We start from the raw sequence: 24,922 nt of genomic DNA on the forward strand, positions 1-24,922 counted from the left end.
TCAATGGTCACGGATCTCGTACTGACGGCCGCGTTCCCGCTCCAGTCGGGGTTAGTCCCGCGGGGGACCCGCGAGTTCGTCTTCGAAAGCATCTTCGAGGTGTTCCTGCTTTTGGGGACGCTCGTCGGGGTCGTCGTCGTCGGGTACATGCTCTACAACGCGTACAGGTATCGCTCCGGTTCCGGAAACGGTCACGTCGACGACGAGAACCGGCTCGTCCTCGGGGAGCTCCCGTCGGGGAGCGGCGGGGGCCGGAAGCTGTTCACCTCGTTTTTCATGAGCATGGTCATCGTCGTCTCGCTGGTCTCGTGGACGTACCTGACGCTCCTGTACGTCGAGGACGGTCCCGCGGACGACGACTCGCTCGACGTGGCCGTCGAGGGCTATCAGTTCGGCTGGCGTTTTACCTACCCGAACGGCCACACCACCGACGGCGTGCTCCGGGTCCCCGCCGACCGGCCCGTCCAACTGACGATTACCACGGCGGACGTGTTCCACAACTTCGGCATCACGGAGTTACGCGTCAAGTCCGACGCCATCCCCGGTCAGGAGACGGAGACGTGGTTCACCGCCGACGAACCGGGGACCTACACCGCGCAGTGTTACGAGCTCTGCGGCGTGGGCCACTCCTACATGTCCGCCGAGGTCATCGTGATGCCGCCCGACGAGTACGAGGCGTGGTACGCGAACACGACCGCGGAGAACGCGACCGCCGATAACGCGACCACGGACAGCGCGACCGCGAACGAGTCGAACCTCCGACCGGCGGTGGTTCCATGACCGACGCGTCTCCCGAGCGGGACGCCGCGGCCGACGGCGGCCACGAGGTCGCCCACGGCGGCGACGACCACGGCCACGACTTCCCCGGCACGGGGAGCATCAAGCGCTGGTTCGTCACGACGAACCACAAGGACGTTGGCATCCTCTACATCGTCACGTCGCTTTTCTTCCTCGTTCTCGGCGGCGTCCTCGCGTGGCTGATGCGCGTCCAACTGCTCGCCCCGCGCGCGCTCGGCGAGGGTATTCTCGCGCCCGTCGCGTACAATCAGGCCGTCTCGGCCCACGGGCTGTTGATGGTGTTCTGGTTCCTCTCGCCGTTCGCGTTCGGCTTCGCCAACTACGTCGTCCCGCTCCAACTCGGCGCGAAGGACCTCGCGTTCCCGCGGCTCAACGCGCTGTCGTACTGGCTGTATCTGTTCTCGGGCATCCTGTTCGGCGTCTCGTTCTTCCAAGGCGGCACCTTCTCCGGCGGGTGGACGATGTACGCCCCGCTGAACGTTCCGACGTTCACGCCGGACGTGGGGGCGTCGACGGCCGTCTTGGCGCTCGTGCTGTTCGTCGCCTCCGTCACCGTCTCGTCGGTCAACTTCCTGACGACGATGCACCGGATGCGCGCCGAGGGGCTGACGCTCCGGAACCTCCCGCTGTTCAGCTGGACGATTCTCCTGACGGCCTGGATGATGCTGTTCGCCTTCGCGGCGCTTCTGGCGGCGCTGTTGGTGCTGTCGTCGGACCGCCTGCTCGGGACGACCTACTTCGCCATGGAGTCGCCGGCGGGGGCGCTCCTGTGGACGCACCTGTTTTGGTTCTTCGGTCACCCCGAGGTGTACATCGTCTTCTTCCCGGCGCTCGGCGTCATGGCCGAGGTGTTCCAGACGTTCACCGGCCGCCGCATCGTCGGCCGCAAGTGGTTCATCCTCGCGATGGTGCTCGTCGCCATCCAGAGCTTCGCCGTCTGGATGCACCACATGTTCCTGACGAGCATCAACCTGCAGGTGAAGACGCTGTTCATGATAACCACCATCGGCATCTCCCTGCCGTTCGACCTGATGGTGTTCGCGCTCATCTACACGATGCTGAAGGGGAAGATTCGCTTTACGACCCCGTTTCTGTTCGTCTTCGGGGCGCTCCTGTTGTTCATCATCGGCGGCATCACCGGCGTCTTCCTCGGCGCGGTCGTCCTCGACTACGAGTTCCGCGGCACCTACTGGGTCGTCGCCCACTTCCACTACGTGATGGTCGGCGGGGTGACGGCGCTCGTCGGCGGCCTCTACTACTGGTTCCCGAAGATGACCGGCCGGATGTACGACGAGTTCCTCGGCAAACTCCACTTCGCCGTCTACTTCGTCGGCTTCAACCTGCTGTACTTCCCGCTTTTCGTCGCGTGGGAGACGCCCCGCCGCGTGTTCGACTACGCGCCCGAACTCGCGCCGTGGCACCAACTCGCCACCGTCGGCGGGTTCGTCCTCGGGCTGTCGTTTCTCATCATGTTCTATAACCTGTTCAAGAGCGCCTTCGTCGGCGACCCCGCGCCCGACAACCCGTGGGAGTACGCGACGACGGCCGAGTGGGCCGTCTCGTCGCCGCCGCCGCTTGAGAACTTCGACGGGACGCCGACCTACCGAAACGGTCACCTCGAATTCCTCGACATCGGCGAGGTCGAACCGAGCGAGGACCGGTCCGGCGGACCGACCGGCGCGGCCGTCTCCGACGGCGGCGTCACCGCCTCGGCGACGACTCCGGTCTCGACCGCGCTCTCGACGGCCGAAGCGACCGAAGTCGAGGGGCCGAGCCACGCGAGCATCTGGCCGTTCGTCCTCTCCGCCGGCGCGTTCCTCGTCCTCCTCGGCCTCTCGCCGCTTCAGGACGCCGCGTTCCCCGAGGGGATGGTCGGGGCCGCCTACGCGACCACGACCGTCGCGGGCGGCGTCGTCACCCTCGGGTCGCTCGTCGCCATGGGGCTCGAACCGTTCCACGGCCCGGTCTTCGAGGAGGGCGAGGCGTGGCCCTTCGCCGGCATCGACAACGGCAAGGTCGGGATGTGGATATTCCTCGCGTCCGACGTGGTGCTGTTCGGGGGCTTCATCGGAGCCTACGTGTTCACCCGCGTCGCCTTCGGCTGGACCGGCTGGGAGCCGATTCCGCCGGACCCGATTCCGGGGCTCGTGAACACCTACATCCTGCTCACGAGCAGTTTCACGGTCGTCCTCGCGCTCGTCGCGGCCGAGAAGCAACACAAGTGGGGCGTCGTGACGAGCCTCGGGGCCACGTTCGTCCTCGGCGTCGGCTTCCTCGTCAACAAGGGACTGGAGTGGCAACACCTGTTCCACGAGGGGCTGTGGCTCTCGACGAACGTCCGCGCCTCGACGTTCTTCCTCACGACCGGCCTGCACGCCGCCCACGTCATCGCGGGCCTCGTCGTCGCACTGTACCTGACCGCGCGCGCCTGGCGGGGCGCGTACCTCGAAGACAGCCGATCGGTGGAGTACTTCGGCCTCTACTGGCACTTCGTCGACATCGTCTGGCTGTTCCTGTTCCCGCTGTTCTACATCCTGTGAGGTGACAGAAATGGTATCCACGAAACTCTATACGGCGATTTACGCGGTGTTGTTCGTCTCGGCGACCGTCCAAGTGCTGGTCGAGTTCGCCGGACTGAGCTACTGGCTGGCCTTCGGTGTCATCCTCGTCCTGTCGGCCGCCAAGGCGGTGTTGGTCGCGGCGTACTTCCAGCACCTCCGGTTCGAGCCGCGCTCGCTGACGTATCTGGTCGGCATCGGCCTCGCGGCCGCGCTGGCGCTCACGCTCGCGGCGTCGTACTCGCTCCTGTGACCGTGCGAGCCGACTCCCGTTCCCGCTGGCGCTCCCGCGAAACCCTCGTCGCGGTCGGCTACGCGCTCCTGTTTTCGGCCCCCGTCGGCGTCGGCGTGACCGTCATGATGACTCGCGTCGCCCCCGGGGGACTCACCGACCCGCTCGTCGTCGGCCCCGGTCTCGTGCTCGCGGTGGCCGTCTTCGTGCTCGTCGTCGCCGCCGCGACGACCGGCGAGAACGCGGCCTGACTGGGCGCTGTCGTTTCCGTTTTGTGGCTCTGTCGAATCTCTCAGAACCTGACAGAATCCGTGTGACACGGAAAGAGGGTGTACTCAGCGAAGTATCCGGGATAACGGGGAGCGTCACGAGAGATGGTCTGGTCGGTAACTAGGGTAGAGCCAACCTGAACGACCGGTATCCGGCCGTGTGGAGAAGATTCATTGCTTCGTCGTCCGTGACCGCAATCTGTGTCTGAACAGCCCTCCAACACTGAACCATCCTTTGGACTGGTCGTCCAGACCATCTTTGTTCTCGCGATGGTAATCGGCATCCCCTCGGCGTTTGCGCTCGGCGGACGGCTCCGCTCTCTCGCCCTCGCGGCTGTAAGCACCTTGCTGCTCGTGGGCTTCCTCGTCGTCGGTTACCGTCACGCGCGCCGACGGAAGTCCCTTCACCAACATGTCGCGTTCTTGGCGGTCTGGTTCGGCGGTATCGTTCTGGCGGACCGCCTTGCCCGCGTGGCGAGCGGTCGCCTTCCGGAGCCGGGACCCTACCTCATGGCAGTGGGCGTCACCCTCGGCGCGCTCTGGCTCGGTTCGCGATTCGCCTACGGTGGCGCACTCACGCAAGCGCTGTTTGGGTCAGACTGAGATCTCACGACAGGCGTGTACAGGTCAGTCGAGCTGGAATCACTCGCAACGTACTCACTCCGTGGCGTATTCGCGCACGCTATTCAGCACGGCCACAGCAAACTATCAGTAACTGAGGACTTCAACAACGTCTCGTTTCTCCTCTCCCGCACTCGCACGTACCTTCTTTGACCTCGGTGTGGTAACATCACGCATGAATCAGAATACCGTCGCACTCGCGGCCGCCTTCGGAGCCGTCGTGGTCGGACTCGCGGTCCTCCTCGGCTCGGAGGCGGTTGGCGCAAGCGAATCGTTCGTCGTGGTCGGCGGCGTCGTCGCGCTGGCCGGCGTCGCCGTCCTCACCGGGGTCGTGATGCGCCTGCCCGACCCGCACGAGGGAGAACACGGCGGGGACAGCGGTCACGCCTGAATGACTCGCGCTGCGCTCACAGACTGAAGCCGACGACTGCGAGCAGGAACAGCGCCGTGAAGACCACGCCGAGCGCGCCCGCAACCTTCAGATGGTAGACGAATAGGTCTTCGTCCTCTGCCTCGACCGCGGCCTCGTACGCCGCTTTTTCGCCGTCGCGCAGTCCCTCGTGGGCGTCGCCGACGTGGAGGTCTCGGAGTCGCTCCCGTCGGAACGGGCGGTCGCAGTAGGGACACGTCGCGGCCGCGGTCTCGCCGTCGGGGACGGCGGTTTCGGGGACGACGACCGGTTCTTGGCGGCTCATCCGGCGACACCCCCGACCGCCGGTTGGGCGACGACCCACAGGCTCGCCATCGTGTAGCCGACCGTGACGGCGACGAAGGGGTACTCGCTCCGGAGCGGTTGCAGCCGACCCGGAAAGAGGTCGAACGCGCGGGCGTGGGCCACCCACACCGAAAGCAGGTGGCCGAGGACGACGAACGCCAACTGGAGGCCGCCGAACCACGCCGGAACGACCAGCACCGAGGGGTTCGCGGGCGGCGACAGCGGCGAGGCCGCGACCGCGACAAACGCGGGCGCGAGTCCGACGACGTAGCCGAGGAAGTGCGCGAGGTGGTAGCCGGCGGCGATAGGAACCAACGCGGGCGCGAACCAGCCGGCGACGAAGCCGACGGTCACGTACGTGTCGGCGGTTCCGCGGGCGACGCTCGCGGCCAGTCGGTAGCCGCCGACGAAGACGAGAAAGCCCGCGACGATTCCGACGAGGTTCGCGAGCCACGCGGGGGCCGGAGCCGCGGCGTCGAGGACGCGCCCCCACGCGACGGTGACGACGAGGCCGTCGAACGTCGTCACCCAGAGGAGCGCGACGACGAACGCCACGTCGTCGGCACCGAGTCGCTCGCGGGTGCGCGCCAGCCCCGCGCCGGGAATCGAAATCGAGAGGCCGCCGCCGTCGATTCGTCGGACCGGCGCGAGCAGGCCGTACAGTCGGAACACCCGCGCGACCGGGTCGGCGCGGCGGAACCACGCGTCGCCGTAGACGAGCGCGCCGCCGACAGTGAGGAGGCTGTAGACGACGACCACGACCGCGAGCGCCCGCGGGTCCGCCGCGAGCGGGCTGACGACCTCCAGCCAGACGAGTCCGAGGAGACCGACGACGCTCGGCCACGACCCGAGTCGGTCGGGGTACGGCCGCGGCAGCCCCCACCTCCCCTCGAATCGACTTCGAAGCGCCGCACCGAGCGTCCGCCACGGGTTCACGAGCGGCCACGCGTTCCCGACGAGGTAGGTGGCCATCGTGAATCCGGCCCACCAGCCGACCCAGACGAGCAGGACGCCGAGGTTGGCGATGCCGACGGGCGGCCCGAACAGTCCGAAGGCGACGACGAGCGCGAGCGCGGCAACGCCGAGGAGCCTGAGCGCGGCTTCCGCGGCTTCGACGCCGACGCCCCCGGCGATCCTTCCGACTCGAACGCCAGCGCGCCCGAAGGCGTCGAGCGTCTCGTCGTCGGTGACGAACGCCGACAGCAGGAACGAGACGCAGACGACGCCGCCGCCGGAGACGACGACGAGCCAGAACGGGGCCGGAACCGAGCGGAGCGACCCGGCCAGCGAGCCGGCGTGCGCGAGCGCAGGAGTCGAACAGACGGCGGACGCGACCGCGAGCGCGACTGTCCAGACGGCTCCGCGTCGAGCCGCGGCGCGGACCTCTCCTCCCTCGGCGCGGCGGCTCATCGTCGCGTCCGCCCCGCAAGCGACGGACCGACCGCGAGCAGGGCCACGGCGGCGACGAACACCAGCGTCGAGATGTCGACCGAGAGCGCCCGGAGCGCGCTCACGACGCCGGTTCCGCCGGCCGCGCCCGCGGCGAGACCGCCGACGAGCGGGACGGTACAGCCGACACACGAAACGAGTCCGAGCGCCCCCGAAAGCGCGCTCTTCGCGGCGTCGAGGGCGGCGGCGTAGACGAGGTACGCGAGCGCGAGGTAGCCGGCCACGCGGTACGGGACGAACGTCGCCGAAACGACTTCGCCGGCGTAGCCGACCCGCGGCCCCCATCCGGGCGCGGCGAGCGAGAACTGCCAGCCGGTCGGGCGATGCGCGGCGGCGTGGCCGTGGCTCCCGCCGAGAAGCGCGGCGAAGTCCACGGACACCAGTCCGGCCAGCGACGCGAGGACGACGAAGTACGCGGCGGCGACCGCGCCGGCGACGAGTCGCGCCCGACGGCTCGCCCGCGGCGGGTCGGTCCAGAGGACGGCCGCCGCGCCGACGGTTATCCAGACGAGCGGGTACAACAGGTACCGGAGGCTCTCGACGCGCTCCGGCGAGGCGGAGAAATACGCCCCGACGGCGAGCGCCTCGACCCAGCAGAGCGCCGCGAGCCACCACAACCGCGGCGCGTGGCGGGGGTCGAGTCGCCCCGCGTACGAGGTCGCCATCTCAGAGGAGGCCCACCAACCTGAGCACGATGCCGACGACGAACAGCAGGCCGAGCACCCACGACCCGAGAAGCGCCGCCTGCGACCGCGCCAGTCCCCGCCCGCGTGCAGCGTGATACGTGCCGTAAAAGAGGTACGCGACGACGACGGTGAGCGTCCCGGCGACGAGGACCGGTCCCGCGGCGTCCGACACGCCCTCGGGGATGGCGCTGCCGCCGACGAACAGCACCGCCACCGCGCCGAACCCGAGCGCCGCGAGGAGGAACACGACCGACAGCACCGTCGGGTCGTCGGCCCACCGGCGGGCGGCGCTTCCCCCGCTCCCCGCCGACCCGCCACCGGTCGGCGTCGGAACGCTCGTGACGGAGTAGTGTCGCCAGCCGCGACCGGTCAGAAACACGGTCAGCGCCAGCAGTACGACGCCGAGGACGAACCCGAGGAACAAGCCAGTCTGTGCCATGTGAACACGCCTCGTTTTCTATAACTATTGACAATGATATAAGCGATTCGACCCCACAGCGGCCCTCGGGGTCGAGTTCCCGGCGGTCGGCCGCCTCGAACGCGCCGCGACGGCGAAACGTGATTCTTAAGGGTCGCACGAGTCACGTAGCGTGTATGAGCGACGAACAGCAGGCGGAGGCCGAGCAGGTCGATGAAGAGGTCGAGTCCGGTATTCAGGACGGCGACTTCGTTCGCCTCGCGTACACGGTGCGAACGATCGAGGACGGCGACGTCGTCGACACGACGGACAAAGAAGTGGCCGAAGAGGCCGAGATCGACGTCGAGGGCTACGAGTTCGAGCCCCGCGTCGTCATCGTCGGCGCCGGCCACGTCTTCCCCGAGGTCGACGACGCCCTCATCGGTGCCGAGGCGGGCGACGAGGGCACCGTCGAGATTCCGGCGGTCGACGCCTTCGGCGAGTACGACGAGGACGAAGTGCGCACGGTCAGCGCCAACAAGATCGACGAGGACGACCGCTACCCCGGCGCGCAGGTCACCATCGACGGCGAGCAGGGTCGTCTGGAGACCATCATCGGCGGTCGCGCCCGCGTCAACTTCAACCACCCCCTCGCCGGCGAGGACCTCGAATACGAGTACGAAGTGCTCGAACTCGTCGACGACCGCGAGGAGCAGGCCTCCGGCCTCCTCGGCATGTACCTTCAGCAGGCCCCCGAAGTCTGGATTCAGACGGACGAGGTCGAAGAGGAGCAGGTCGTCGAGTCCGACGACGAGGACGAGGACGCCGAACCCGAGACGGAGACCGTCACCGTCGAGAAGGACACGCTCTACATCGAGGCGACGCCGCAGATGACGATGAACCAGCAGTGGATGTTCTCCAAGCAGCAGATCGCCCAGGACATCATGCAGCGGCTGGACATCGACCGCGTCATCGTCCAGGAGACCATCGAGGGCGGCATGGGCGGCATGGGCGGCCTCGGCGGTATGATGGGCGGCGCGGGCGGCGCCGACATCGAAGAGGCAATCGAGGACGTCGACATCGACGCCGACGAACTCGCCGCGGAACTCGACGCCGACGAAGAGTAAGCGAGTCAACCGCCCTCGCCGTCCCGGCGAATCGGCGGCTTCTTGACACTCGCCTTCCGACCGCCTCGTAGCTATGGCTTCGTCAGACGACGCCGCGACGGACGAGTTCCGCGACATCACAGACGTGAAAGTCGCGCTCGTCGCCGGGCTCTGTGCCGTCGCATTGACGCTCTCGCTCGAATACGGCGCCGGTATCGAGGTGCCGTTCGTCTACCGCCTCTCCCCGCTCGTACCGTACTTCGCCTACGTCTTCTCCCGCGGCGCGGCGCTGTCCGCCCGGACGTGGATGGCGCTCACCGCGGTCGTCACGCTCGCCACGTTCGGTTACTTCGCGTTCTAAGCGACCTCTCTCCCGGCCGGACGCGACTTTCGGGTCAGGCGATGTCGCGGCTGGTGTCGACGGTGACGCGCTCCGCCAGCCGGAGTTTGATGGTCTCGTTGAGCGCGCGCCCCCCGCGGAACTTGGGGACCGCGAGTCGGTTGACGATCTCCGAGCCGTCTATCTTCGTATCGAGGTCGAACACCACGTCGGCCATGTGCTCGGTCAGGTCGCGGTTGTCGGGAACCGTCTCGCCTTTCAGGCCGTGGAGGACGGTCAGCCCCCGCGTGTTGACCATGTGGGTCTGGAGGTCGTTGAGAAACCGCCGGTAGCGGGGCGGTTCGCTCCGTTCGAGCACGTCGACCACGTCGATGACGAGGTTCGCTCCCTCCGGGAGGTCGCGGACCAGACTGCTCGCCGCGTCCAGCGGGGCGTCGCCGCCCACGTCGCGCACGGTGGGGTTCCCCGTCGGACCGGGGTTCCGTTCGAGCGCGTCGGTGACGGCCTCGGCGGAGCGAACCGTCGTCAGCCACAGCGTCCCCCGCGTGGTCGTCAGTTCGTGGAGAAACAGTTCGGACTGGCTGGCAGGGTCGGCAGCGAGGAGGACGATGCTCCCCGCGGGGATGCCCCCGTCGAGTTGGCGGTCGAGCACGTCGATTCCCGTCGCCAGTCGAGACATGCCCGTGTGTTAGGCGGAGGCTCATATTACTCCTTCCCCGATATCTTGTCGGCTATCCGACTGTACGCCGCCCGAACTGTCGGACGAGTGAGGACTGGCGACGACTCCTCCGGAACGGTCCCGAGCACCGGCGCGCCCACGAGGTCGGACACCGCCTCGGGCGCCATTCGTGACCGCGAAACGACACATCCGACGACGGGGGTGCCGAGCGCCCGCGCCATCGCGGCCGTCTTCGCGGCGTCGCGGAGCGCCGGCGCGCACAGCGGCGACACGACGACCACGCCGTCGGCGACGCGGAGCGGGACGGCGGCGTCGGGGCCGGCCCCCGCGGGGCAGTCGACGACCGCGCGCCGCTCGTCGTCCGCGGCGGTTCGGAGCCACCGCTCGAAGGCGTCGTCGTCGGCCCCGGCTGGCGCCGGCAACACGGAGACGGTCGAGTCGGTCGGATGCGGCCGGACCGACGGCTCTCGGGCGGGTGCGCCCGAGGCGGCGTCCACCGGGCGTTCGACGCCGGCCATCGCGTGGAGGTTCGGCATGTCCCTGTCGGCGTCGACGGCGAGCACCGGGCCGTCGAGCGCGCTCGCCAGTCCGAGGGTCGTGGTGGTCTTCCCGCTGCCGCCCTTGCCGCCCGCGATTGCCAACATAGCCGGGGCTGGCCCCGGCTTGGTACTTGAACCTGCGGCGAAAACGAGTCGCGCCGAGTCGTCCTCAGTCGTTACAACAGCCGCCGGCCTCGCCGCCGAAGTCGACCGCAAGCGGCTCCGAGATGGCCTCGTTAATCTTCTCCAACTCGCCGACGAGTTCGGCCTGCGCGAGGAGGTACTCCTCCATCACGGGCTCGGAGTGGAGTTCCTCTTGGGCCGCTTGGACCTTTCGGAGCCCCTCTTGGGTCGCTTCGCCCATCTGCCGGGACACGTTGAACTCCTCGCGGAGCTGGTTGAACTCCGTGATGAGTTCCTGCACGTCGTCGTCGGCTTCGACGGCGGCCTTCGCCTCCTCGTAGGCTTCGTACTTCGGATGGTCGGCGATGGCTTCGCCGAGTTCGCGCCCGAGTTCTTCGAGCCGCGTCGTCTGCGTGCTCATAGCCGCGCGTTGGGGTGCGAGCGGTTTCAACCTGCCGAACGGGGAAGGACGGGCGATTCCGCAGACGGCGGCTCAGACGCGGGCTTCGACGAACGCGACCACGTCCCGCAGTTCGTCCGGGCCGACGCCGTGGGGCGCGCCGTAGACGTTCGCGGTCACGTCCGCGCCGAGTTCGCGGAGGCGCTCGGCCGCGCGTTCGACCCGCGAGGCCGGGATGACTTGGTCCATCGACCCGCCGCCGACGAACACCGGCTTGCCGGCGATGCCGTCGGGGTCGAGGTCGGCGTGCGAGTCAGCGAGGTAGCCGTGGAGCGCGACGACCCACGCGTAGTCGTCGGGGTCGTCGAGGAGGAGCGACAGGCTGGTAATCGCGCCCTGACTGAACCCGAGGAGTCCGATTCGGTCGGGGTCGATGTCGTACGCCTCGACCGCGCCGGCGATTGCCTCGCGGACGAGGCTCCGGGAACGCTCGAACTGCTCGGCGTGGGGCTGGCTCTGGTGGAGACCGCCCTCGGAGAGGTCGAGTTCGTACCACGTGTAGCCGCCCTGCAGCGGGTCGGGCGCGCGGAGGCTCACGACGTGGACGTGGTCGGGGAACTCCCGTGCGATAGACAGGAGGTCCTGTTCGTTCGAGCCGCGGCCGTGGAGCAGGACGACGGCGGGAGCCGGTCCGTCGCCCGGCTCCGACGGTTCGACGTGGACGTGTTCGAGGGGGATGTCTGACATGGACGGCGGTAGGCCGCCGCGAGCCTTGAATCCCCGAGTGACAACGGGGTAACCGGGTGACGCCGCCGTCGACGCCGCGGTTCGATTCGGCGTGCGTGCGGGTGTGTGACGCTCATTCGTGGGGAAGCGCGGTGGTTAAACGGCTCCGTCCGCAACGATGGGGCAATGAGTCAGGACGCCACCTCGGAGGGAGACCTCCGAAACACCGGGATGTCGCTCAAGCACGACCGGGAGTGGGACTACGAACTCGAACAGATCGTCGAAGCCATCGAGGAGCGCGACGCAAAGCGCGTCGGCCTCCAGTTCCCCGAGGGGTTGAAGCGCCGCGGCCCGGCGGTCGCCGACGACCTCCGACAGCTCTGCGACGACGACGTGACGTTCATGCTCTCCGGTCAGCCGTGTTACGGCGCGTGCGACCTCGACACCTACCTCATGCGGCGGACCGACGTGTTCGTCCACTTCGGCCACTCGCCGATGAAGGAGTCGGACAAAATCATCTACGTCCCGCTTTTCTCCAACGTCGACCCCTTCCCCATCATGGAGGACGCGCTCGACGACATCGAGGGCGACGAGGTCGGCCTCGTCACCACCGCCCAGCACATGAACCGCTTCGAGGACATGTGCGACTGGCTCGAAGAGCGCGGCTACACCGTCCAGACCCGCAAGGGCGACGACCGCCTCACCTACGAGGGACAGGTCCTCGGTTGTAACTACGCCTCCGCGGACATCCCGGCGGACGACGTTCTCTACGTCGGCGGCGGCAAGTTCCACCCGCTCGGCCTCGCGATGGAACACCCCGACAAGAACGTCGTCATCGCCGACCCCGTCAACAACGTCGTCACCATCGCCGACACGCGGAAGTTCATGAAACAGCGCTACGCCTCGGTCCACAAGGCGATGGACGCCGAGAAGTGGGGCGTCATCTTCTGTACGAAAATCGGCCAGGGTCGCATGGAAATCGCCGAGAAGATTCTCGAAGACAACGACAACGCCTATCTCATCACCATGGACGAGGTGACGCCGGACCGCCTCCGCAACTTCGACATGGACGCGTTCGTCAACACCGGCTGTCCGCGCATCACGACCGACGACGGCCCGCGCTTCCACAAGCCGATGCTCACGCCGCAGGAGTACCGCATCGCCGTCGGCGACGAGCCGCTCGACGCCCTCGAATTCGACACGTTCCACGGCACCTGGTAGCCCGAGACTCCCGGTGAGCGCCCCGCCCCGGCGCGTGGCTCTCGCGACGCCGCCGAGGGGAGCGTCCTGTTTCGACTCTTCCGCCTCGCTTCGGACGTATCCGATTTTCTGACAGTCCATCCAGAATACCTATACGAGTCGCCATTCGACGGACACGTATGGTCCCTCCACGAACACGAACTGCCCTCCTGAGCCTGCTCGGCGTCCTCGCGCTCGCGGGGACCGCCGCCGCGCAGAACCTCGAATCCGCACAGCAGATTTCGCCGGTGTTCCGCGCCGGTGGAAGCTTCCTCATCGACCTCGTCGTCGGCGGCATCCTCGTCGCCGCGGCCCCGGCGTACACCAGAGACGCCATCGCCGAGATTCGGGACGACCCCGGCGGGTCGTTCCTCTGGGGTCTGGGCGTCAGCATCGGCGGCGTCATCGTCCTCGTCCTCCTCGCAATCACCATCATCGGCCTCATCGTGGCGATTCCGGGGTTCCTCGCGCTCATCCTGCTTAGTATCGTCGGCGGCGCGGTTTCGACGGTCTTCCTCGGCTCGCTCGTGACTGGCACCGCCTCCGGCGGGTCTCCCCCGCTCGGCGTCTCGGTCGCGGTCGGCGCGCTCGTCGCGGCGGTCCTGTCGCTCGTCCCCATCCTCGGTAGCGTCATCCTGTTCGTCGTCGATATGCTCGGCCTCGGCGTCGTCGGCCGCAACCTCATCCGGCAGTGGGTCTGACGCCGCGCCGCCGCTTCTGACAGGCGGCTCTCAGGAGCACCACAACATTCAGGGTACAGGTAGCGAATTGGTCAGACAGATGCCGACGACCCACCTCCCCGTTCTCGGATTCGACGTGCAGCGGGTCGTCACCCCGCTCGAAGCCGCCGACGTCGACGCAGACCGGGTTCGGCTGGTCCGCGACGAGGCCGACCCCGAGCAGGGTCGCGACCCGGACGACTGTACGCCCGGCGCGCCGCGAGCGAGCGCCCGCGCCGCGAAAGCCGTCTCCGAACGGCTCGCGGGCCGGGGGACGCTCGACGAAGCGCGGCTCCCCTTCACCGCGTCGTTCGAGGAACTGTACGCCGCGACGGCCGACCTGCTCCGCGAGGCCGCCGCGGACGGCGACGTGCAGGTGAACCTCTCGGGCGCGCCCCCGCAGGTCGCCGCCGCGTTCTACGCCGCGCGGACCGCCCTCGTCGACGGCGGCGACCTCGACCGCGGGACCGTCTCGCTCTTGGCGATTCCCGCGACCGACCGTCCCGACCTCGCCGCCATCGACGACCTCCGGACGCTCGTCGCCGACGTCGAGGCCGCGTCGGACGCGTTCGCCGAGTTCCGGCGCGTCGCCGACGGCCCCGCGGCCGCGGCCGTCGCTCGACCGCTCCGCATCGCCCTGTCGGACCTGCGCGACGCGCTCGCCGAGGCCAGCGGCGAGTCTCGCCCCTCCCGCCGGTCCCGTCCGAACTCCCGTGTCGGCCGCCCCGCGGGCGCTCGTGGGGCGCGCTCCGGCGGCGACTCGCCGCTCGGCGCGATGAGTTCCTACGTCGGCCGCGCCCGCGAACAGTTGGCCGACCTCGTCGAGTCCGAGGCCCCCCGCCCGGACCCCGAAGACACCCGCGACCCGAACGCGGTCCTCGACGCGCTCGACGGGTGGCTCGACGCCGAGAGCCGCCTGCTCGCGTCGGTCGAAGACGACCCCCGCGAACTGGTCGGGCGCTTCCGGACGAGCTGTGAGGCGCGCTTCGGGAAGTTCGAAGACCGGGCAACCATCGAGCTGTTCGAGTCGCTCGACCGCTTCGAGGCGCACCTCGACGCCTATCTGGACGCCCGGTCGCAGCTCTCGGCCGCCGCCGCTCCGGTCGCAGAACGGACGGCCGACCTCTCCGAGCGGGCCACAGCGGCCGCGACGAGCCTCTCCGAACTCGACGAGTCCGGTCCGGCGACCGGCGAGTCGGGCCTCGAACTCGACGCCCACGCGCTCTCGCCGTTGGGCGACCTCGAAGCGGCGGTGCTGTCCGTCCTCGTCGCGGGGCCGCCGCGCTCCCGCCCGCGGACCCGCCGCGCGGTCGCCGCCGAACTCCGCGAGCGCGCCGAACACCACGGCATCGTCGCCGGCGCGCGCGACGAGGAGACGTGGTCGGCGTTCGATTCGTTCTGCGTGGGCGTCGCTCGCGACAGCGTGACCGGCGACCGCTTCGAAAAGCGACTCTCGAACGCGCTCGCCCCCAGACTCGACGTGGCCGTCGAGGGACTCGCCGCGAACGGGTTCGTCACGACGCGCGAGCGCGAGCGCGGACGAGACGCGCTCGAACCGACGGACGCCGGCCGGCTGTGGGCGTCGACGACCGACTGGGAGTCGTTCCGCGAGACCGTCGTCGACGACCTGCTCCGCGACTGCGTCGAGCGCGACGAGGGCGTCGCCGACGCGTAGCACGAACGGCGCGACCGAACTGGGTTCTCAGACCGCGTTTTCGACGAATGCGACGGCCGCTTCCGGCGAGTCGCACGGCTCGAAGCCGTCCAGCGAGCCGACCTGTTGGGTCCTGATTCCGGCCGTCGGGCGGTCGAAGACGTTGGCGTAGCCGACCTCGGAGAGCGTCCCGCCGCCGCCGTCGACGGCGATGACGGCGTCGCCGTTCATCGCGACGAGCGCGTTTCTCGCGTGGCCGAGACCGGTCGCGACGGCCACGTCGACGTAGGGGTTCGCCTCGTCGCGGTCCTCGCCCGGCAGGACGCCGATGGTCGTGCCGCCGGCGTCCTTCGCGCCGCGGCAGGCGGCCTCCATGACGCCGCCGAGACCGCCGCAGACGACCGTGTGGCCGCGCTGGGCGAGCAGGCGTCCCACGTCTTCCGCGACGGTCTCGACCGGTGCGGGAACGACGCTGCCGCCGACGACGCTCACGCGCACGGCGGCACCTCTTTTCGGCGTCCGCCGGTGTCGGTGTCTGTATCGCTGTCGTCGTCGCCTCGGCGTTCGTCGATACCGCGGATTGTGGCTGCGCTCATGTGGTATCGGACCGCGCCGAAGAAGATAAGTGCGGGGCCGCGTCGCCCGACTGGGGTCGGGCTGCCGTTCTCGGTCGCGTCAGAACTCGTCCGTTCGCCGCGAGTCGTCGTCCAGCGGGGAGACCGCTTCCCACGCACCGCACGCGCGCATCGTCCGAGCCATCGAAGAGAAGTTCGCCGTTTGTTTGCGGGGTCTTGACATGGTGTTTGGTAGCATGAGATACACCATTAAATATCTTGTCAGGGTAACACCTTATACGACACATATGTCCTCAAATTCTATCTAGTTCTGAGATATTCGACCACTCACTCTCGGATTAGTCACTAATTTTGAAGATGCGGTCGAGGCGGCCGGGAGGAAGGGGGAGAGGGCGCGCGGTCCGCTCCCGCTCGACGAGTCCAACGGGAGAGAGCGCAACGCTTAGTCCCCCCGCGTGAGGACACGTCTCTATGACAGTCAGCGACTGGAGCGACTGGCTCCCGCGTGCGGTCGAGTCGGCCGACCCCGAGACGGTTGCCGTCTGGTATCTGGGCTGCAACGGGTTCGTCATCAAGGGTAGTGAGGGGACGACGCTGTTCGTCGACCCGTACGTCGGCATCGGCGACCCGCCGCGGACGGTCCGCATGATTCCCGTCCCGTTCGACCCCGAGGACGTGACCGAGGCCGACGCGGTCCTCGCCACCCACGAGCACACGGACCACGTCCACGGCCCGAGTCAGGCCCCTATCCTCGAAAACACGGGTGCGACGTTCGTCGCCCCCGACGACTCGCTTTCGGTCGCCTACGACGACGAGGCGTGGTTCGACGACTACGACCTCTCCGACGACCAGTTCGAGGAGGTCGCGGAGGGCGACAGCGTCGAAATCGGCGAGTTCACGGTCCACGTCGAACCCGCCTACGACCCCGATGCGAGCCACCCGGTCGCCTACGTCTTCGAACACGAGTCGGGCACGTTCATCCACGGCGGCGACACCAAGCCCGCCGAGGAGTTCGCCGACATCGGCGAGCGCTACGACCTCGACCTCGGCATCCTCGCGTTCGGGACCGTCGGCAACATCCCCGACAAGGAGACCGGTGAACCGGTCCGCACGAAGTGGTACAACGACGAGAACCAGATTATCGAGGCCGCGAGCGACCTCGACCTCGACCGCCTCGTGCCGACCCACTGGGACATGTGGAAGGGCCTGACCGCCGACCCGAAGGTGCTGCATCACCACGCCAAGAGCTTCGAGGCCCCCCGCTCGCTCGAACTCGTCGAAATCGGCGACCGCGTCGATCTCTGAGGCCGCGTCCGGGACCGAAATTCCGGCGACGGCGGCCCCGCGACGGTCGTCGTCGACCGACAGTCATCCCATCGGAACGGTCTAATCGAGGGACGGCGTCGGGTCGACTTCGCGGTCCCCGGTTGTTTTATAATGGATGTCGGGAAAGTGGCGGCCATGAGCCGCGAGTCCGAAGGGGTTACCTCGGTTTCCGACGGCGAGGTCACGGTCGAAAAGACCTTCGCCGCCGACGAGTTTCCCGTTCCCGCCATCAAGTTCGTCATCAGTTCGACGCGAGACGAGGCGACCCGAATCCGGGTCATCGACCGCATCCCCGAGTCGTTCCCGATGGAGAGCGTCGGGTTCCACCCCGACTTCGAGAGCGACAACTGGACGGCCTACAAGGACCACCGCGTCGAGTACGAGCGGACGCTCGACCCCGGCGAGGAACTCGTGACGGTCTACGGCATCCGCATCACCGACGGCCACGACCAGACTGACTTCCTCGAAGAGCCGACGCTCGAACGCATCCCGGTCGACGGCGGCATCGACCCCGACGACATCGACGACATCCTCGGCGAAGACCGCAGTCAGATCGTCCGGGACGTGCTCGCGGGCAATCGCGACCCGCCCCGCGACCAGTCGTCCGCCGCCGACGCGGACCGAGAGGACGAAGGGGAAGTCGTCCTCGACGCGCCCGCGGACGCCGATTCTGAGCCCGGAGCCGCCGTCGACGCCGAGGCGGACGCGACCGCCGACGCGGAAGCCCTCGACGACGAGCCGAGCGACGGCGACCTCGCGGCCGCCTTCCGCGGTGGAGACGACGAGGACCTTGACGCAGACGCACCCGAGTCGCAGACGTCCGACGAGGGCGACGGGCCGGTCGCACCTTCGCCCGACGACGACGTGCTCGGCGATGACGACACCGACGACGCGGACGCCGCCGCCGGCACCGCCGAATCCGTCGGCCCGCGCGCCGTCGCGGCCGACACCACACCGGCGGTGACCGCACATCTCGAAGAGCCCGAGCCCGAGCCCGACCCGGCGGTGGAGCCCGACGCCGGAGCCGATTTCGACATCGACGCCGAAGCGGACTCGGCCACCGACGCCAACGCCCCCGCCGACGCGGCTCCGGCCGGAAGCGCGCCCGCGACCGACGCGAGCGGTCTCGTCGGCGCGCTCGCCGCCGAGATTCGGTCGGGCGCGGCCGACGAGGAGGACATCGAGGTCCTGCGCGAGGCGGTCGACGCCGAGACGCGCCGGAGCACCGACGTTCGCATCCGTCGCCTCCAGTCGCAGATGGAGGACCTCGCGGCGTACTCCGACGCGCTCGCGGAGTTCATCGACGAGGAGGGGACCGGGAACGAACTCGTCTCCGAGTTCCGCGCCGAGATGGCCGACTTCCGCGAAGACCTCGACGCCCTCGACTCGATGGTCGACGGCGCGGTCGAGTCGGTCGACGACGCGGCCTCCCGGCTCGACGCGGCCGAAGAGACCATCGCCACGGTCGACGAGCGCTCCGACCGCGTCGCCACGCGGGTCGCCGACGCCGAGAGCCGCCTCGACGACCACGACGGCCGTCTCGAAGGCCTCGCGTCCGACCTCGAAACCGCGGACGACACGCTCGATGACTACCACGGCTGGCTCGAATCCCACAACGAGCAGTTCGAGGCCGTCGAGGGCCGGCTGGACGACCACGACGGCCGGTTCGAGGACCACGACGAGCGGCTCGAAACCGCCTCGCGGAACATCGACGCCGGTTCCGCCCGCCTCGACAGCGTCGAGGAGACGCTCGCCAAGCGCGAGGAGGAGCTCGTGACCGTCCGCGAGCGTCTCGACGACATCGCCGGTCGGTTGGACGAGACGGTCGACCGGCTCGAAGGGGCCGAAACCGACGCGGCGGAAGCGACCGAACAGGCCTCGACGCTCCACGCCGAGGTCGGCGACATCCGCGAGGACATCGCCGAACTCGACGGGGACATCGTGGAGACGCGCGAGGCGCTCGACGACCGCCTCGCGGACGTTCAGTCGCGGGTCGAAGACGCCGCGGCCGACGAGGAAATCGAGGCTCTGCGCGACGACATCCAAGAGCTAAACGATACCGTCGCCGAACTCGAAACCTTCCGCGAACGCCTCGCGGGTGCCTTCGGCACCGGCATGGGCGGCGGCCCGGCCGCCGGCGACGACGGCGACACCGACGACGCGGAGTAGCGCTTCCGAGCTTTTTCCCGAGAGACGTTTTCGCGAAGCGCAACCTGTTTAGCGGGCCGCCCCGACGTTCCGATGATGACAGAGACGGTGCGCGTCGCTGTTCCGCGAAAGGGTCGCCCCCTCGAAGCGGTGCTCGAACGGTTCGCCACGACCGAGAGCATCGCCGAGGTGGCGGACGAAATCACCTCGACACTCCGATACGAGAAGTCGGTCACGAAGGGCCATACCCATCCGGAACGCGACGTGTACGAGCGACTCGCGGACTACAGTGACCTCTCGGACCCGGCCGCGCCGGAGTTCACGCTCCTGCGCGACGACCGAGACGGGATGCCGCGACGCATCGTCTTCGACAGCGTCGTCTTCGAAATCGACGGGGTGGACATCCACCTCGTCGGCCGCGAGGAGCCGTTCCGCGCCCTCCGGACCCACGAGTTCGGCCTCGGCTTCGACAGCGCCGACCTCGTCCTCGAAGAGGTCGTCAAGCTCCGGCCCGAGGGCCTCGGGAGCATCGAGGACGTGAACGCCCGCATCGACCCGATGGACACCGACGTTCGGGTCGTCTCCGGGCTCGGCGACACGGTGTATCACACGCTCATGGCCGACCCCGAACTCCTCCCGCCGGGCTCCGAACTCGACCGCGACTTCGTCGCGGACTACGCGGGCGACCTGTGTATCTCGCCGCGCTACGAGCGCCTCGTGGAGGCGGTTCTCGGCACGCGGTGTCTCGACGACGTGACGTTCGCGTATCCGAACGGCGCGCCCGAAGAAGAGGCCGCCATCGCGGAGACCGGTATCGGCGTTTACCTCACGATGACCGGGTCGACCGCGCGCGAACACGGCCTCGTCCTCGGCGAACACCTGTTCCCGAGCGAGACGGTCCTGATGGAGAACGTCGCGGAGGCGACGCCGGCCGCAGAGACCGTCAAGCGGGCCATCGCGTCGCCGGAGGTAGAGACCGAATTGACGGTCTAACCGAGCACAAAACGAAGCAGAACTTCAGTTCTATATCAGCGGGTTCGGTGGATAGATGGAGAGTCCTCTTCGGATGCCATACTCGAAAATGGCGACGATGCCAACGAAGACGACGAACACGAACCAGACACCGAGGTAAAGCGGTGTGAAACTCTCCATGGAGGGTGAGAAGTGGTCGTAAAGGCTGTAGGATGTGAATACAATGGCCAGCATCCCCGGGAGTATCAGCTTGTATCGGAGAAGTAGGTAAGATGAACCTGCGCCCAAGACAAACATGCCGAATATCTGAAGGAAGTTATACAGGAGACGTTGGGGACCTTCAGCATCCATAGACAAATTCAGTAGATAGTATCCATTGAAATAGACGATAACCGCGTTAATGACCCCGATAGCTACCGCGATTCCAATTCGTTTATTCATGGTTTACTATCGTGTTGATTATGACCCTACTGAGTCCTTAGCATTGCGATATCGCCATTGTGGGACTCCCAGTCGGAGCCGTTATTGAGGCTAGACCGTGCTGGGTACCGGGAGGAACTATCTGTCCAACAGCCAACGATTTCCTCTCTTGTTCCGAGGCGGTGAGCGGGTCGTCGTAGACGGCGGTGAGGAGACGCCTCGCGTGACAGATGACCGCCGACAGGACTTCGTCGGCGTCGTCGAGTGCGACGACAAGCAGTTTCCCGAACCGGACCAGACGTCGGACGGGCTCCGGTCGGTCGAGAGCCAGACCACCCGCGCGCTCGAACGCGTGTAGTCGGTGGCCGAACGCTCGGGACCCGACTGGACGACGTGCTTCGGACCACGGTGTACGCGACCGACCTCGACCGAATCGACGCCATCGAGTCGGCCTACGACGCCTACTTCGGCACCCGACGACCGACGATGACCGTCGTCAGCGTCTCCGTACTCCCGAACGACCCCCCCGTCCAAACCGAGGCGACGGGTGTCAAACGATAGGTTCGAACCCTCCAATTAGATATAGCGAGATACAGTTTACAAGTCGCACTTCGAACAGCTATCACGCTCCTCAGCGGAGCGAGTAAATGTTCGATTCGTACGTTTCGCGCACTCTGTCGCCCCAGTTGTGGGTATACGTGTCGATGATGTCGCCGGCCACGTCGCCGCGGAGGTACTTGACGATGCCGCGGTCGCCGGTGCGGTCCCGGAGATGGGTCGTGAAGAAGTGCCGGAAGTAGTGCGGCGTGACGTTCTCCTCTCGGTCACCGCCCGCCCGGTACCAGCCGGCGTCGGCGGCGTGAGAGGTGACGACGTGGTGGACGGCGTCGGGGTCCAGCCGACGGCCCCACCCCGAGGCGGTGCCGACGAAAAGCGGTTCGGCCGGTGACGGCGAATCCGGACGAACCGCTAGCCAACGCAGGAGAACGTCCTCCAGTTCGTCGTCGACCGGGACGACCGTCGACCGCTTTCGCTTGTTCGATGCGGTTCGCTCCTCGCCGTTTGTAATGCTCCCGACGCTCGGGTCGGCGGCGACGTACATCGACGGTCCGCGCCCGTCGAGGGCGGCGCGAGTCGATACACCGGAGAGGGGTGTATCCACCGACAACGACACGTCTCGAAGGTCGAGATTGCACAGTTCGCCGACGCGCATCCCGGTTTTGAGGAGGGTGACTACCAGCGCGTGCTCCAGCGGATGGGCGATTCCGCGGACGAACTCCCGCATCTGCGGGACCGAGAGCTCGCGTCGGGCGGGGTTCGTGTCGATTCGCTCGTCCATCTCCTCCATCACGAGGCTCATCGGGTTGGAGTCGAACGCGCCGACCTGCGCCATGTAGGCGTAAAACCGGTGGAGGTAGGAGGCGTACGTCGCCACCGTGCTCGGCGCGACATCCCGGTTTCGAAGGGTGTGTATCCACGCCATGCAGTCGCGGTGAGTCGCGTCGCCGACCGACCGAGCGGTCCCGGAGGGGTTCCGCGAGGGGTCCCCGAGGAACGACTCGAACGCCCGGAGGACGCGTTCGTAGGCGTCGCGGGTTCGGTCTGTCTTCCCGTGATAGGTCATATCCTGCAGGAAGTAGCCGACGGGGTCTTCCGCCTCGGCGGGGTTTTCAGCGGCCATCGCGCTCCGCCAGCGTGTAGCCGCCGTGTCGCCCGCTGTACACGACTCGGCCGCTCGATTGCAGTTCCTGAAGCGTCGATTCGAGGCGGTCTTCGATGTCGTCGGTCAGCGCCGCGACGAGGTCGTCCCACGACCGATGCGAATCGGCCGCGAGCGCCTCGACGATCCGGGCCTCGAACCCGTCGTTATTTTCTCTCGATTCTTCTTGATTTGAACCGTCGTTCTGGAGACCCGTTTCCACCCCTTCGACCCCGGGGGTTGTGGTCGCTTCATCGCCTCTCGGAGGGACATCGAAATCGCGCCGACCGGCCTGTACCATCGTTCTGACAAATTCGCTCTGGCTCATCCCGAGTCGGTCCGCGTGGTCCTTCCAGATGGCCTTCTGGTGGGCCGGGAGGTAGGTTTGCACCGTCGCGCGGTCGGCCTCGTCGCTCATGAACGGGTCGACACGGGGGTCGATATTCAATCTACCGGCACGGTCCAGAATAAGAGAGATTATCCTGAGCAGTACATGCGTATTTTCGGCGGCGAATCTGAGTTATCCTGAATACTACAATCGTATTTTTGGCAATTTGCATGTAGTATTCAGGATATTATATTTCGCCGGAGAATGTCGATTTCGGGCGTTTCGAGCGAATTTGAGACTCGGCTGATTTTTGTTGCTCTCGATAGGACAAACCACGCGCAGCATCTCCTCATTTTTGTTATGGATGCCCAATTTTGGATGGGGGTTCTCACCTTGTTCACCCTGGAGTAACGTATGGAAGAACCACTTACACGAGTTTCGTTATTTCATACATAATTTCACTGAATTATTATATAATTTGGACAGCGCTGGTTTTGCCCCCGTTTTATTTCTCTCAACGAGACACGAACTATTCTGTCTATAATTTCTGTATATTTTCTCAGAAATATACTCGCTGGCGACGCGTCATCTGTGTTCTCTCGAACGGCTATATTTCAACTAAAATGAACTCGGTATTTTTCACCGATTATATCTGCCATTCTACTCCGAATATGTGTCGCCGGACAGACCTTCGTTTCGAATTGATTCTATCTACTATTATGCGTGTTCTATTTCGAAGAAATTCGGTGAGTGTTGTCTGATTCGAACACGCAACCACCCGGGTGACGCCGTTCCGAATGCACTCGAAGACGAACCCAACCGAGGTCCTTGCCGGCTCGATTCGTTCTCTTTTGACGCCTTCACAGCCCTCTCCTCGCGGTGAGAACAGTTCCTCGGGTGTGGCTCCCCTCTCAGGTGAAGCGGCGTTCGAGCGCGGTGTGGCCGTCCTGACGGGTTCCATGAGTCCGGGGTTTCGGTGTCTCACTCACGGCCGGATTCGACGACTCACTCGTTCGGCGGACGATCCGTTCGAACGAACCGTCTCTCGGCCGGTGACTCGTTCGAACGGGCTGCCTCGAATCCCGGATGCGATGGCGTACTCCGTCTGCACGACCGGACTCGCCGCCGATGCACCTGTGTACTCTCGACTGCGATACACCCCCGACCGGGAGCGTGATGCGACTGTCGCGCTGTGATGCTGAGAAGACTCAAACGCTATCGACCGCTGGAGTGCCGATTTTCTGCGTCAACGCGGCTCAGTCGCCAAATATCCGGAGATTCGGGTCTCTCTGCCCGGTCGCCGATTGTCCGATTCGAGACTCGTATATCGCATCTCGCTATACCCAATTCCTGTTCCCGAGCTCACCCGATTTCGGAACAGTCGCGTCCCGTCGAACCCGCTCGGCCCGCGTCGAAATGGTCGAGACGGCCGAGCGCCGACGATTTCACCCGACGCGCTACGCTTCGACTGGCTCTATCAGCTCGGGGTCGTCGTTGGCGGGGCTGTTCACCCGCGTCGAGACGGGGTACGCCGTGAGTTCGTCGTCGGGGTAGGTGTCGAGGAGCGCCGCCGCCTCGTCGGGGTCGCCGTGGAGCCACGTCTCCTCTTCGTCGGGCGCGAGGACGACCGCCATTCGGTGGTGTAGCTCGGAGACGAGGTCGTTCGGCTCGGTCGTGACGACGGTGAACGTCTCCAGCGGCTCCTGTTCGCGCGAGGGGCCGTCGCTTCCGAAGTCACCGAGCCCGGTCTGTTTCGTCGAGGGCGTCCATCGCTCCCAGAGGCCGGCCATGGCGAACGGGCGGTCGTCCTCGAAGGCGACGCGGTAGGGCTGTTTGTCCCCGCCGCGGTCGACCCACTCGTAGAAACCGTCCGAGGGAACGAGACACCGGCGGGCCTCGTAGGCGTCGGCGAAGCTCCGCTTCTCGCGGACGGTCTCCGCGCGGGCGTTGATTCGGTCGTTTCCGACGCTCGCGCTGTCGGCCCACGAGGGGACGAGTCCCCACTTCAGGAAGCGGAACTCCTCCGGCGCGTCGTTTGTCACGACCGGGAGTTCCTGGCCGGGCGCACAGTTGTACCGCGCCGAAAGCGGGCGCGTCGGCGTCGCGTCGAACCGCGTTTCGAGTTCCTCCGGTGGGGTAAACAGCGTGTAGCGACCGCACATACCCCCGGCTTCGCGCCGTGCGGGTAAAACGCCCGCGGCGGG

Annotated in this window: 30 protein-coding genes; 16 read left to right on the forward strand and 14 right to left on the reverse strand. The window is 66.9% G+C overall.

Translation table 11 applies throughout. The annotated features are described in order from the left end of the window. The first annotated feature begins 3 nt into the window (after positions 1 to 3). The 6 genes from coxB to NDI65_RS00445 all read left to right on the forward strand — a co-directional run bounded on the left by coxB (position 4) and on the right by NDI65_RS00445 (position 4,869). On the forward strand, positions 4 to 780 hold the full coding sequence (gene coxB, locus NDI65_RS00420; RefSeq protein ID WP_089777694.1) for a cytochrome c oxidase subunit II: 777 nt from the start codon (positions 4 to 6) through the stop codon (positions 778 to 780). Further along, positions 777 to 3,338, forward strand: a complete 2,562-nt coding sequence (locus NDI65_RS00425; RefSeq protein ID WP_310893086.1) for a cbb3-type cytochrome c oxidase subunit I — start codon at positions 777 to 779, stop codon at positions 3,336 to 3,338. The genes coxB and NDI65_RS00425 overlap by 4 nt, the downstream gene beginning before the upstream one ends. A 10-nt stretch (positions 3,339 to 3,348) precedes the next feature. Beyond that, positions 3,349 to 3,609, forward strand: a complete 261-nt coding sequence (locus NDI65_RS00430; protein WP_007274417.1) for a cytochrome C oxidase subunit IV family protein — start codon at positions 3,349 to 3,351, stop codon at positions 3,607 to 3,609. Next, positions 3,606 to 3,839 carry a hypothetical protein gene (locus NDI65_RS00435; RefSeq protein ID WP_089777696.1) on the forward strand — a complete coding sequence of 78 codons (234 nt, stop codon included), beginning with the start codon at positions 3,606 to 3,608 and terminating at the stop codon, positions 3,837 to 3,839. Before NDI65_RS00430 ends, NDI65_RS00435 begins: the two co-directional genes overlap by 4 nt. Positions 3,840 to 4,058: 219 nt before the next feature. Next, entirely contained in the window at positions 4,059 to 4,460 is a 402-nt protein-coding gene (locus NDI65_RS00440; RefSeq protein ID WP_089777697.1) for a hypothetical protein, read from the forward strand. A 193-nt stretch (positions 4,461 to 4,653) separates the two neighbouring features. Beyond that, positions 4,654 to 4,869: a hypothetical protein gene (locus NDI65_RS00445; protein WP_310893089.1), complete on the forward strand. Its 216-nt coding sequence runs from the start codon at positions 4,654 to 4,656 to the stop codon at positions 4,867 to 4,869. Positions 4,870 to 4,885: 16 nt separating this feature from the next. On the opposite strand, the gene NDI65_RS00450 is transcribed toward NDI65_RS00445, so the two are convergent. Genes NDI65_RS00450 through NDI65_RS00465 form a run of 4 tightly spaced genes read right to left on the reverse strand, consistent with a single transcriptional unit; the run spans position 4,886 to position 7,767 of the window. After that, positions 4,886 to 5,173 (reverse strand): hypothetical protein, encoded by a 288-nt coding sequence (locus tag NDI65_RS00450; protein ID WP_089777699.1) that lies wholly within the window; start codon positions 5,171 to 5,173, stop codon positions 4,886 to 4,888. Beyond that, positions 5,170 to 6,603 (reverse strand): hypothetical protein, encoded by a 1,434-nt coding sequence (locus tag NDI65_RS00455; RefSeq protein ID WP_310893091.1) that lies wholly within the window; start codon positions 6,601 to 6,603, stop codon positions 5,170 to 5,172. Before NDI65_RS00455 ends, NDI65_RS00450 begins: the two co-directional genes overlap by 4 nt. Then, positions 6,600 to 7,307 (reverse strand): hypothetical protein, encoded by a 708-nt coding sequence (locus NDI65_RS00460; RefSeq protein WP_089777701.1) that lies wholly within the window; start codon positions 7,305 to 7,307, stop codon positions 6,600 to 6,602. Before NDI65_RS00460 ends, NDI65_RS00455 begins: the two co-directional genes overlap by 4 nt. A 1-nt stretch (position 7,308) precedes the next feature. Next, a complete protein-coding gene (locus NDI65_RS00465; RefSeq protein WP_089777702.1) occupies positions 7,309 to 7,767 on the reverse strand; it encodes a hypothetical protein in 459 nt (152 codons plus the stop codon). Between the two features lie 155 nt (positions 7,768 to 7,922). Between NDI65_RS00465 and NDI65_RS00470 the strand changes: the two genes are divergently transcribed. Then, positions 7,923 to 8,852 carry a peptidylprolyl isomerase gene (locus NDI65_RS00470; protein ID WP_089777703.1) on the forward strand — a complete coding sequence of 310 codons (930 nt, stop codon included), beginning with the start codon at positions 7,923 to 7,925 and terminating at the stop codon, positions 8,850 to 8,852. A gap of 73 nt (positions 8,853 to 8,925) precedes the next feature. After that, entirely contained in the window at positions 8,926 to 9,192 is a 267-nt protein-coding gene (locus NDI65_RS00475; protein WP_089777704.1) for a hypothetical protein, read from the forward strand. Between the two features lie 34 nt (positions 9,193 to 9,226). Here the strand turns inward: NDI65_RS00475 and NDI65_RS00480 are convergent, their stop codons facing one another. From NDI65_RS00480 to NDI65_RS00495, 4 genes are all read right to left on the reverse strand, one after another. Next, positions 9,227 to 9,850, reverse strand: coding sequence for a transcriptional regulator (locus NDI65_RS00480; RefSeq protein WP_089777705.1), 624 nt, complete (start codon positions 9,848 to 9,850; stop codon positions 9,227 to 9,229). 26 nt (positions 9,851 to 9,876) lie between these two features. Further along, positions 9,877 to 10,494 (reverse strand): CDP-4-keto-6-deoxy-D-glucose-3-dehydrase, encoded by a 618-nt coding sequence (locus NDI65_RS00485; RefSeq protein ID WP_310893094.1) that lies wholly within the window; start codon positions 10,492 to 10,494, stop codon positions 9,877 to 9,879. A gap of 64 nt (positions 10,495 to 10,558) precedes the next feature. Further along, the gene (locus NDI65_RS00490; protein ID WP_004041523.1) at positions 10,559 to 10,933 is read right to left on the reverse strand and encodes a YlbF family regulator; all 375 of its coding nucleotides are present in this window, start codon (positions 10,931 to 10,933) and stop codon (positions 10,559 to 10,561) included. Between the two features lie 72 nt (positions 10,934 to 11,005). Beyond that, a complete protein-coding gene (locus tag NDI65_RS00495) occupies positions 11,006 to 11,659 on the reverse strand; it encodes a dienelactone hydrolase family protein (protein ID WP_089777706.1) in 654 nt (217 codons plus the stop codon). Positions 11,660 to 11,824: 165 nt separating this feature from the next. Between NDI65_RS00495 and dph2 the strand changes: the two genes are divergently transcribed. The 3 genes from dph2 to NDI65_RS00510 all read left to right on the forward strand — a co-directional run bounded on the left by dph2 (position 11,825) and on the right by NDI65_RS00510 (position 15,271). After that, positions 11,825 to 12,859, forward strand: coding sequence for a diphthamide biosynthesis enzyme Dph2 (dph2, locus tag NDI65_RS00500; RefSeq protein WP_008574453.1), 1,035 nt, complete (start codon positions 11,825 to 11,827; stop codon positions 12,857 to 12,859). A 158-nt stretch (positions 12,860 to 13,017) separates the two neighbouring features. Next, positions 13,018 to 13,578: a hypothetical protein gene (locus NDI65_RS00505; protein WP_089777707.1), complete on the forward strand. Its 561-nt coding sequence runs from the start codon at positions 13,018 to 13,020 to the stop codon at positions 13,576 to 13,578. A gap of 79 nt (positions 13,579 to 13,657) precedes the next feature. Continuing rightward, entirely contained in the window at positions 13,658 to 15,271 is a 1,614-nt protein-coding gene (locus tag NDI65_RS00510; protein WP_310893098.1) for a DUF6293 family protein, read from the forward strand. Positions 15,272 to 15,298: 27 nt separating this feature from the next. Here NDI65_RS00510 and NDI65_RS00515 read toward each other — a convergent pair whose 3' ends face one another. Together NDI65_RS00515 and NDI65_RS00520 are read right to left on the reverse strand one after the other, a co-directional pair. Continuing rightward, positions 15,299 to 15,748, reverse strand: a complete 450-nt coding sequence (locus NDI65_RS00515; RefSeq protein WP_089777708.1) for a TIGR00725 family protein — start codon at positions 15,746 to 15,748, stop codon at positions 15,299 to 15,301. Between the two features lie 177 nt (positions 15,749 to 15,925). Beyond that, complete coding sequence (locus NDI65_RS00520; protein ID WP_264371800.1) at positions 15,926 to 16,048, reverse strand: hypothetical protein; 123 nt, start codon at positions 16,046 to 16,048, stop codon at positions 15,926 to 15,928. 248 nt (positions 16,049 to 16,296) lie between these two features. On the opposite strand from NDI65_RS00520, the gene NDI65_RS00525 reads away from it, so the two are divergent. The 3 genes from NDI65_RS00525 to NDI65_RS00535 all read left to right on the forward strand — a co-directional run bounded on the left by NDI65_RS00525 (position 16,297) and on the right by NDI65_RS00535 (position 20,292). Beyond that, positions 16,297 to 17,130: an MBL fold metallo-hydrolase gene (locus NDI65_RS00525; protein ID WP_089777709.1), complete on the forward strand. Its 834-nt coding sequence runs from the start codon at positions 16,297 to 16,299 to the stop codon at positions 17,128 to 17,130. Positions 17,131 to 17,286: 156 nt separating this feature from the next. Continuing rightward, positions 17,287 to 19,320: a hypothetical protein gene (locus tag NDI65_RS00530; protein WP_310893102.1), complete on the forward strand. Its 2,034-nt coding sequence runs from the start codon at positions 17,287 to 17,289 to the stop codon at positions 19,318 to 19,320. A 75-nt stretch (positions 19,321 to 19,395) separates the two neighbouring features. After that, the gene (locus NDI65_RS00535) at positions 19,396 to 20,292 is read left to right on the forward strand and encodes a hypothetical protein (protein WP_042666224.1); all 897 of its coding nucleotides are present in this window, start codon (positions 19,396 to 19,398) and stop codon (positions 20,290 to 20,292) included. A gap of 30 nt (positions 20,293 to 20,322) precedes the next feature. On the opposite strand, the gene NDI65_RS00540 is transcribed toward NDI65_RS00535, so the two are convergent. Next, the gene (locus tag NDI65_RS00540; RefSeq protein WP_226908713.1) at positions 20,323 to 20,622 is read right to left on the reverse strand and encodes a hypothetical protein; all 300 of its coding nucleotides are present in this window, start codon (positions 20,620 to 20,622) and stop codon (positions 20,323 to 20,325) included. 292 nt (positions 20,623 to 20,914) lie between these two features. Between NDI65_RS00540 and NDI65_RS00545 the strand changes: the two genes are divergently transcribed. Continuing rightward, the gene (locus NDI65_RS00545; RefSeq protein ID WP_264371801.1) at positions 20,915 to 21,049 is read left to right on the forward strand and encodes a hypothetical protein; all 135 of its coding nucleotides are present in this window, start codon (positions 20,915 to 20,917) and stop codon (positions 21,047 to 21,049) included. Positions 21,050 to 21,084: 35 nt separating this feature from the next. Beyond that, positions 21,085 to 21,252, forward strand: coding sequence for a RidA family protein (locus NDI65_RS00550; protein WP_244878209.1), 168 nt, complete (start codon positions 21,085 to 21,087; stop codon positions 21,250 to 21,252). Positions 21,253 to 21,322: 70 nt separating this feature from the next. Here NDI65_RS00550 and NDI65_RS00555 read toward each other — a convergent pair whose 3' ends face one another. The 3 genes from NDI65_RS00555 to NDI65_RS00565 all read right to left on the reverse strand — a co-directional run bounded on the left by NDI65_RS00555 (position 21,323) and on the right by NDI65_RS00565 (position 24,880). Further along, positions 21,323 to 22,372 (reverse strand): tyrosine-type recombinase/integrase, encoded by a 1,050-nt coding sequence (locus tag NDI65_RS00555; protein WP_089777712.1) that lies wholly within the window; start codon positions 22,370 to 22,372, stop codon positions 21,323 to 21,325. Then, on the reverse strand, positions 22,362 to 22,808 hold the full coding sequence (locus NDI65_RS00560) for a DUF5805 domain-containing protein (RefSeq protein ID WP_089777713.1): 447 nt from the start codon (positions 22,806 to 22,808) through the stop codon (positions 22,362 to 22,364). Before NDI65_RS00560 ends, NDI65_RS00555 begins: the two co-directional genes overlap by 11 nt. A gap of 1,367 nt (positions 22,809 to 24,175) precedes the next feature. Further along, complete coding sequence (locus NDI65_RS00565; protein WP_089777714.1) at positions 24,176 to 24,880, reverse strand: SOS response-associated peptidase; 705 nt, start codon at positions 24,878 to 24,880, stop codon at positions 24,176 to 24,178. Positions 24,881 to 24,922 lie beyond the last annotated feature (42 nt).

It is taken from the genome of Haloferax sp. S2CR25 (assembly GCF_031624535.1).
Classification (GTDB): Archaea; Halobacteriota; Halobacteria; order Halobacteriales; family Haloferacaceae; genus Haloferax; species Haloferax massiliensis.

Excerpts from the sequence above, each read along its gene's own strand:
- coxB (WP_089777694.1), top strand. The coding sequence starts at position 4 with ATGGTCACGGATCTCGTACTGACGGCCGCGTTCCCGCTCCAGTCGGGG.
- NDI65_RS00425 (WP_310893086.1), top strand. The coding sequence starts at position 777 with ATGACCGACGCGTCTCCCGAGCGGGACGCCGCGGCCGACGGCGGCCAC.
- NDI65_RS00430 (WP_007274417.1), top strand. The coding sequence starts at position 3,349 with ATGGTATCCACGAAACTCTATACGGCGATTTACGCGGTGTTGTTCGTC.
- NDI65_RS00445 (WP_310893089.1), top strand. The coding sequence starts at position 4,654 with ATGAATCAGAATACCGTCGCACTCGCGGCCGCCTTCGGAGCCGTCGTG.
- NDI65_RS00450 (WP_089777699.1), bottom strand. The coding sequence starts at position 5,173 with ATGAGCCGCCAAGAACCGGTCGTCGTCCCCGAAACCGCCGTCCCCGAC.
- NDI65_RS00455 (WP_310893091.1), bottom strand. The coding sequence starts at position 6,603 with ATGAGCCGCCGCGCCGAGGGAGGAGAGGTCCGCGCCGCGGCTCGACGC.
- NDI65_RS00460 (WP_089777701.1), bottom strand. The coding sequence starts at position 7,307 with ATGGCGACCTCGTACGCGGGGCGACTCGACCCCCGCCACGCGCCGCGG.
- NDI65_RS00465 (WP_089777702.1), bottom strand. The coding sequence starts at position 7,767 with ATGGCACAGACTGGCTTGTTCCTCGGGTTCGTCCTCGGCGTCGTACTG.
- NDI65_RS00470 (WP_089777703.1), top strand. The coding sequence starts at position 7,923 with ATGAGCGACGAACAGCAGGCGGAGGCCGAGCAGGTCGATGAAGAGGTC.
- NDI65_RS00475 (WP_089777704.1), top strand. The coding sequence starts at position 8,926 with ATGGCTTCGTCAGACGACGCCGCGACGGACGAGTTCCGCGACATCACA.
- NDI65_RS00480 (WP_089777705.1), bottom strand. The coding sequence starts at position 9,850 with ATGTCTCGACTGGCGACGGGAATCGACGTGCTCGACCGCCAACTCGAC.
- NDI65_RS00485 (WP_310893094.1), bottom strand. The coding sequence starts at position 10,494 with ATGTTGGCAATCGCGGGCGGCAAGGGCGGCAGCGGGAAGACCACCACG.
- NDI65_RS00490 (WP_004041523.1), bottom strand. The coding sequence starts at position 10,933 with ATGAGCACGCAGACGACGCGGCTCGAAGAACTCGGGCGCGAACTCGGC.
- NDI65_RS00495 (WP_089777706.1), bottom strand. The coding sequence starts at position 11,659 with ATGTCAGACATCCCCCTCGAACACGTCCACGTCGAACCGTCGGAGCCG.
- dph2 (WP_008574453.1), top strand. The coding sequence starts at position 11,825 with ATGAGTCAGGACGCCACCTCGGAGGGAGACCTCCGAAACACCGGGATG.
- NDI65_RS00505 (WP_089777707.1), top strand. The coding sequence starts at position 13,018 with ATGGTCCCTCCACGAACACGAACTGCCCTCCTGAGCCTGCTCGGCGTC.
- NDI65_RS00510 (WP_310893098.1), top strand. The coding sequence starts at position 13,658 with ATGCCGACGACCCACCTCCCCGTTCTCGGATTCGACGTGCAGCGGGTC.
- NDI65_RS00520 (WP_264371800.1), bottom strand. The coding sequence starts at position 16,048 with ATGTCAAGACCCCGCAAACAAACGGCGAACTTCTCTTCGATGGCTCGG.
- NDI65_RS00525 (WP_089777709.1), top strand. The coding sequence starts at position 16,297 with ATGACAGTCAGCGACTGGAGCGACTGGCTCCCGCGTGCGGTCGAGTCG.
- NDI65_RS00530 (WP_310893102.1), top strand. The coding sequence starts at position 17,287 with ATGAGCCGCGAGTCCGAAGGGGTTACCTCGGTTTCCGACGGCGAGGTC.
- NDI65_RS00535 (WP_042666224.1), top strand. The coding sequence starts at position 19,396 with ATGACAGAGACGGTGCGCGTCGCTGTTCCGCGAAAGGGTCGCCCCCTC.
- NDI65_RS00540 (WP_226908713.1), bottom strand. The coding sequence starts at position 20,622 with ATGGATGCTGAAGGTCCCCAACGTCTCCTGTATAACTTCCTTCAGATA.
- NDI65_RS00555 (WP_089777712.1), bottom strand. The coding sequence starts at position 22,372 with ATGGCCGCTGAAAACCCCGCCGAGGCGGAAGACCCCGTCGGCTACTTC.
- NDI65_RS00560 (WP_089777713.1), bottom strand. The coding sequence starts at position 22,808 with ATGAGCGACGAGGCCGACCGCGCGACGGTGCAAACCTACCTCCCGGCC.
- NDI65_RS00565 (WP_089777714.1), bottom strand. The coding sequence starts at position 24,880 with ATGTGCGGTCGCTACACGCTGTTTACCCCACCGGAGGAACTCGAAACG.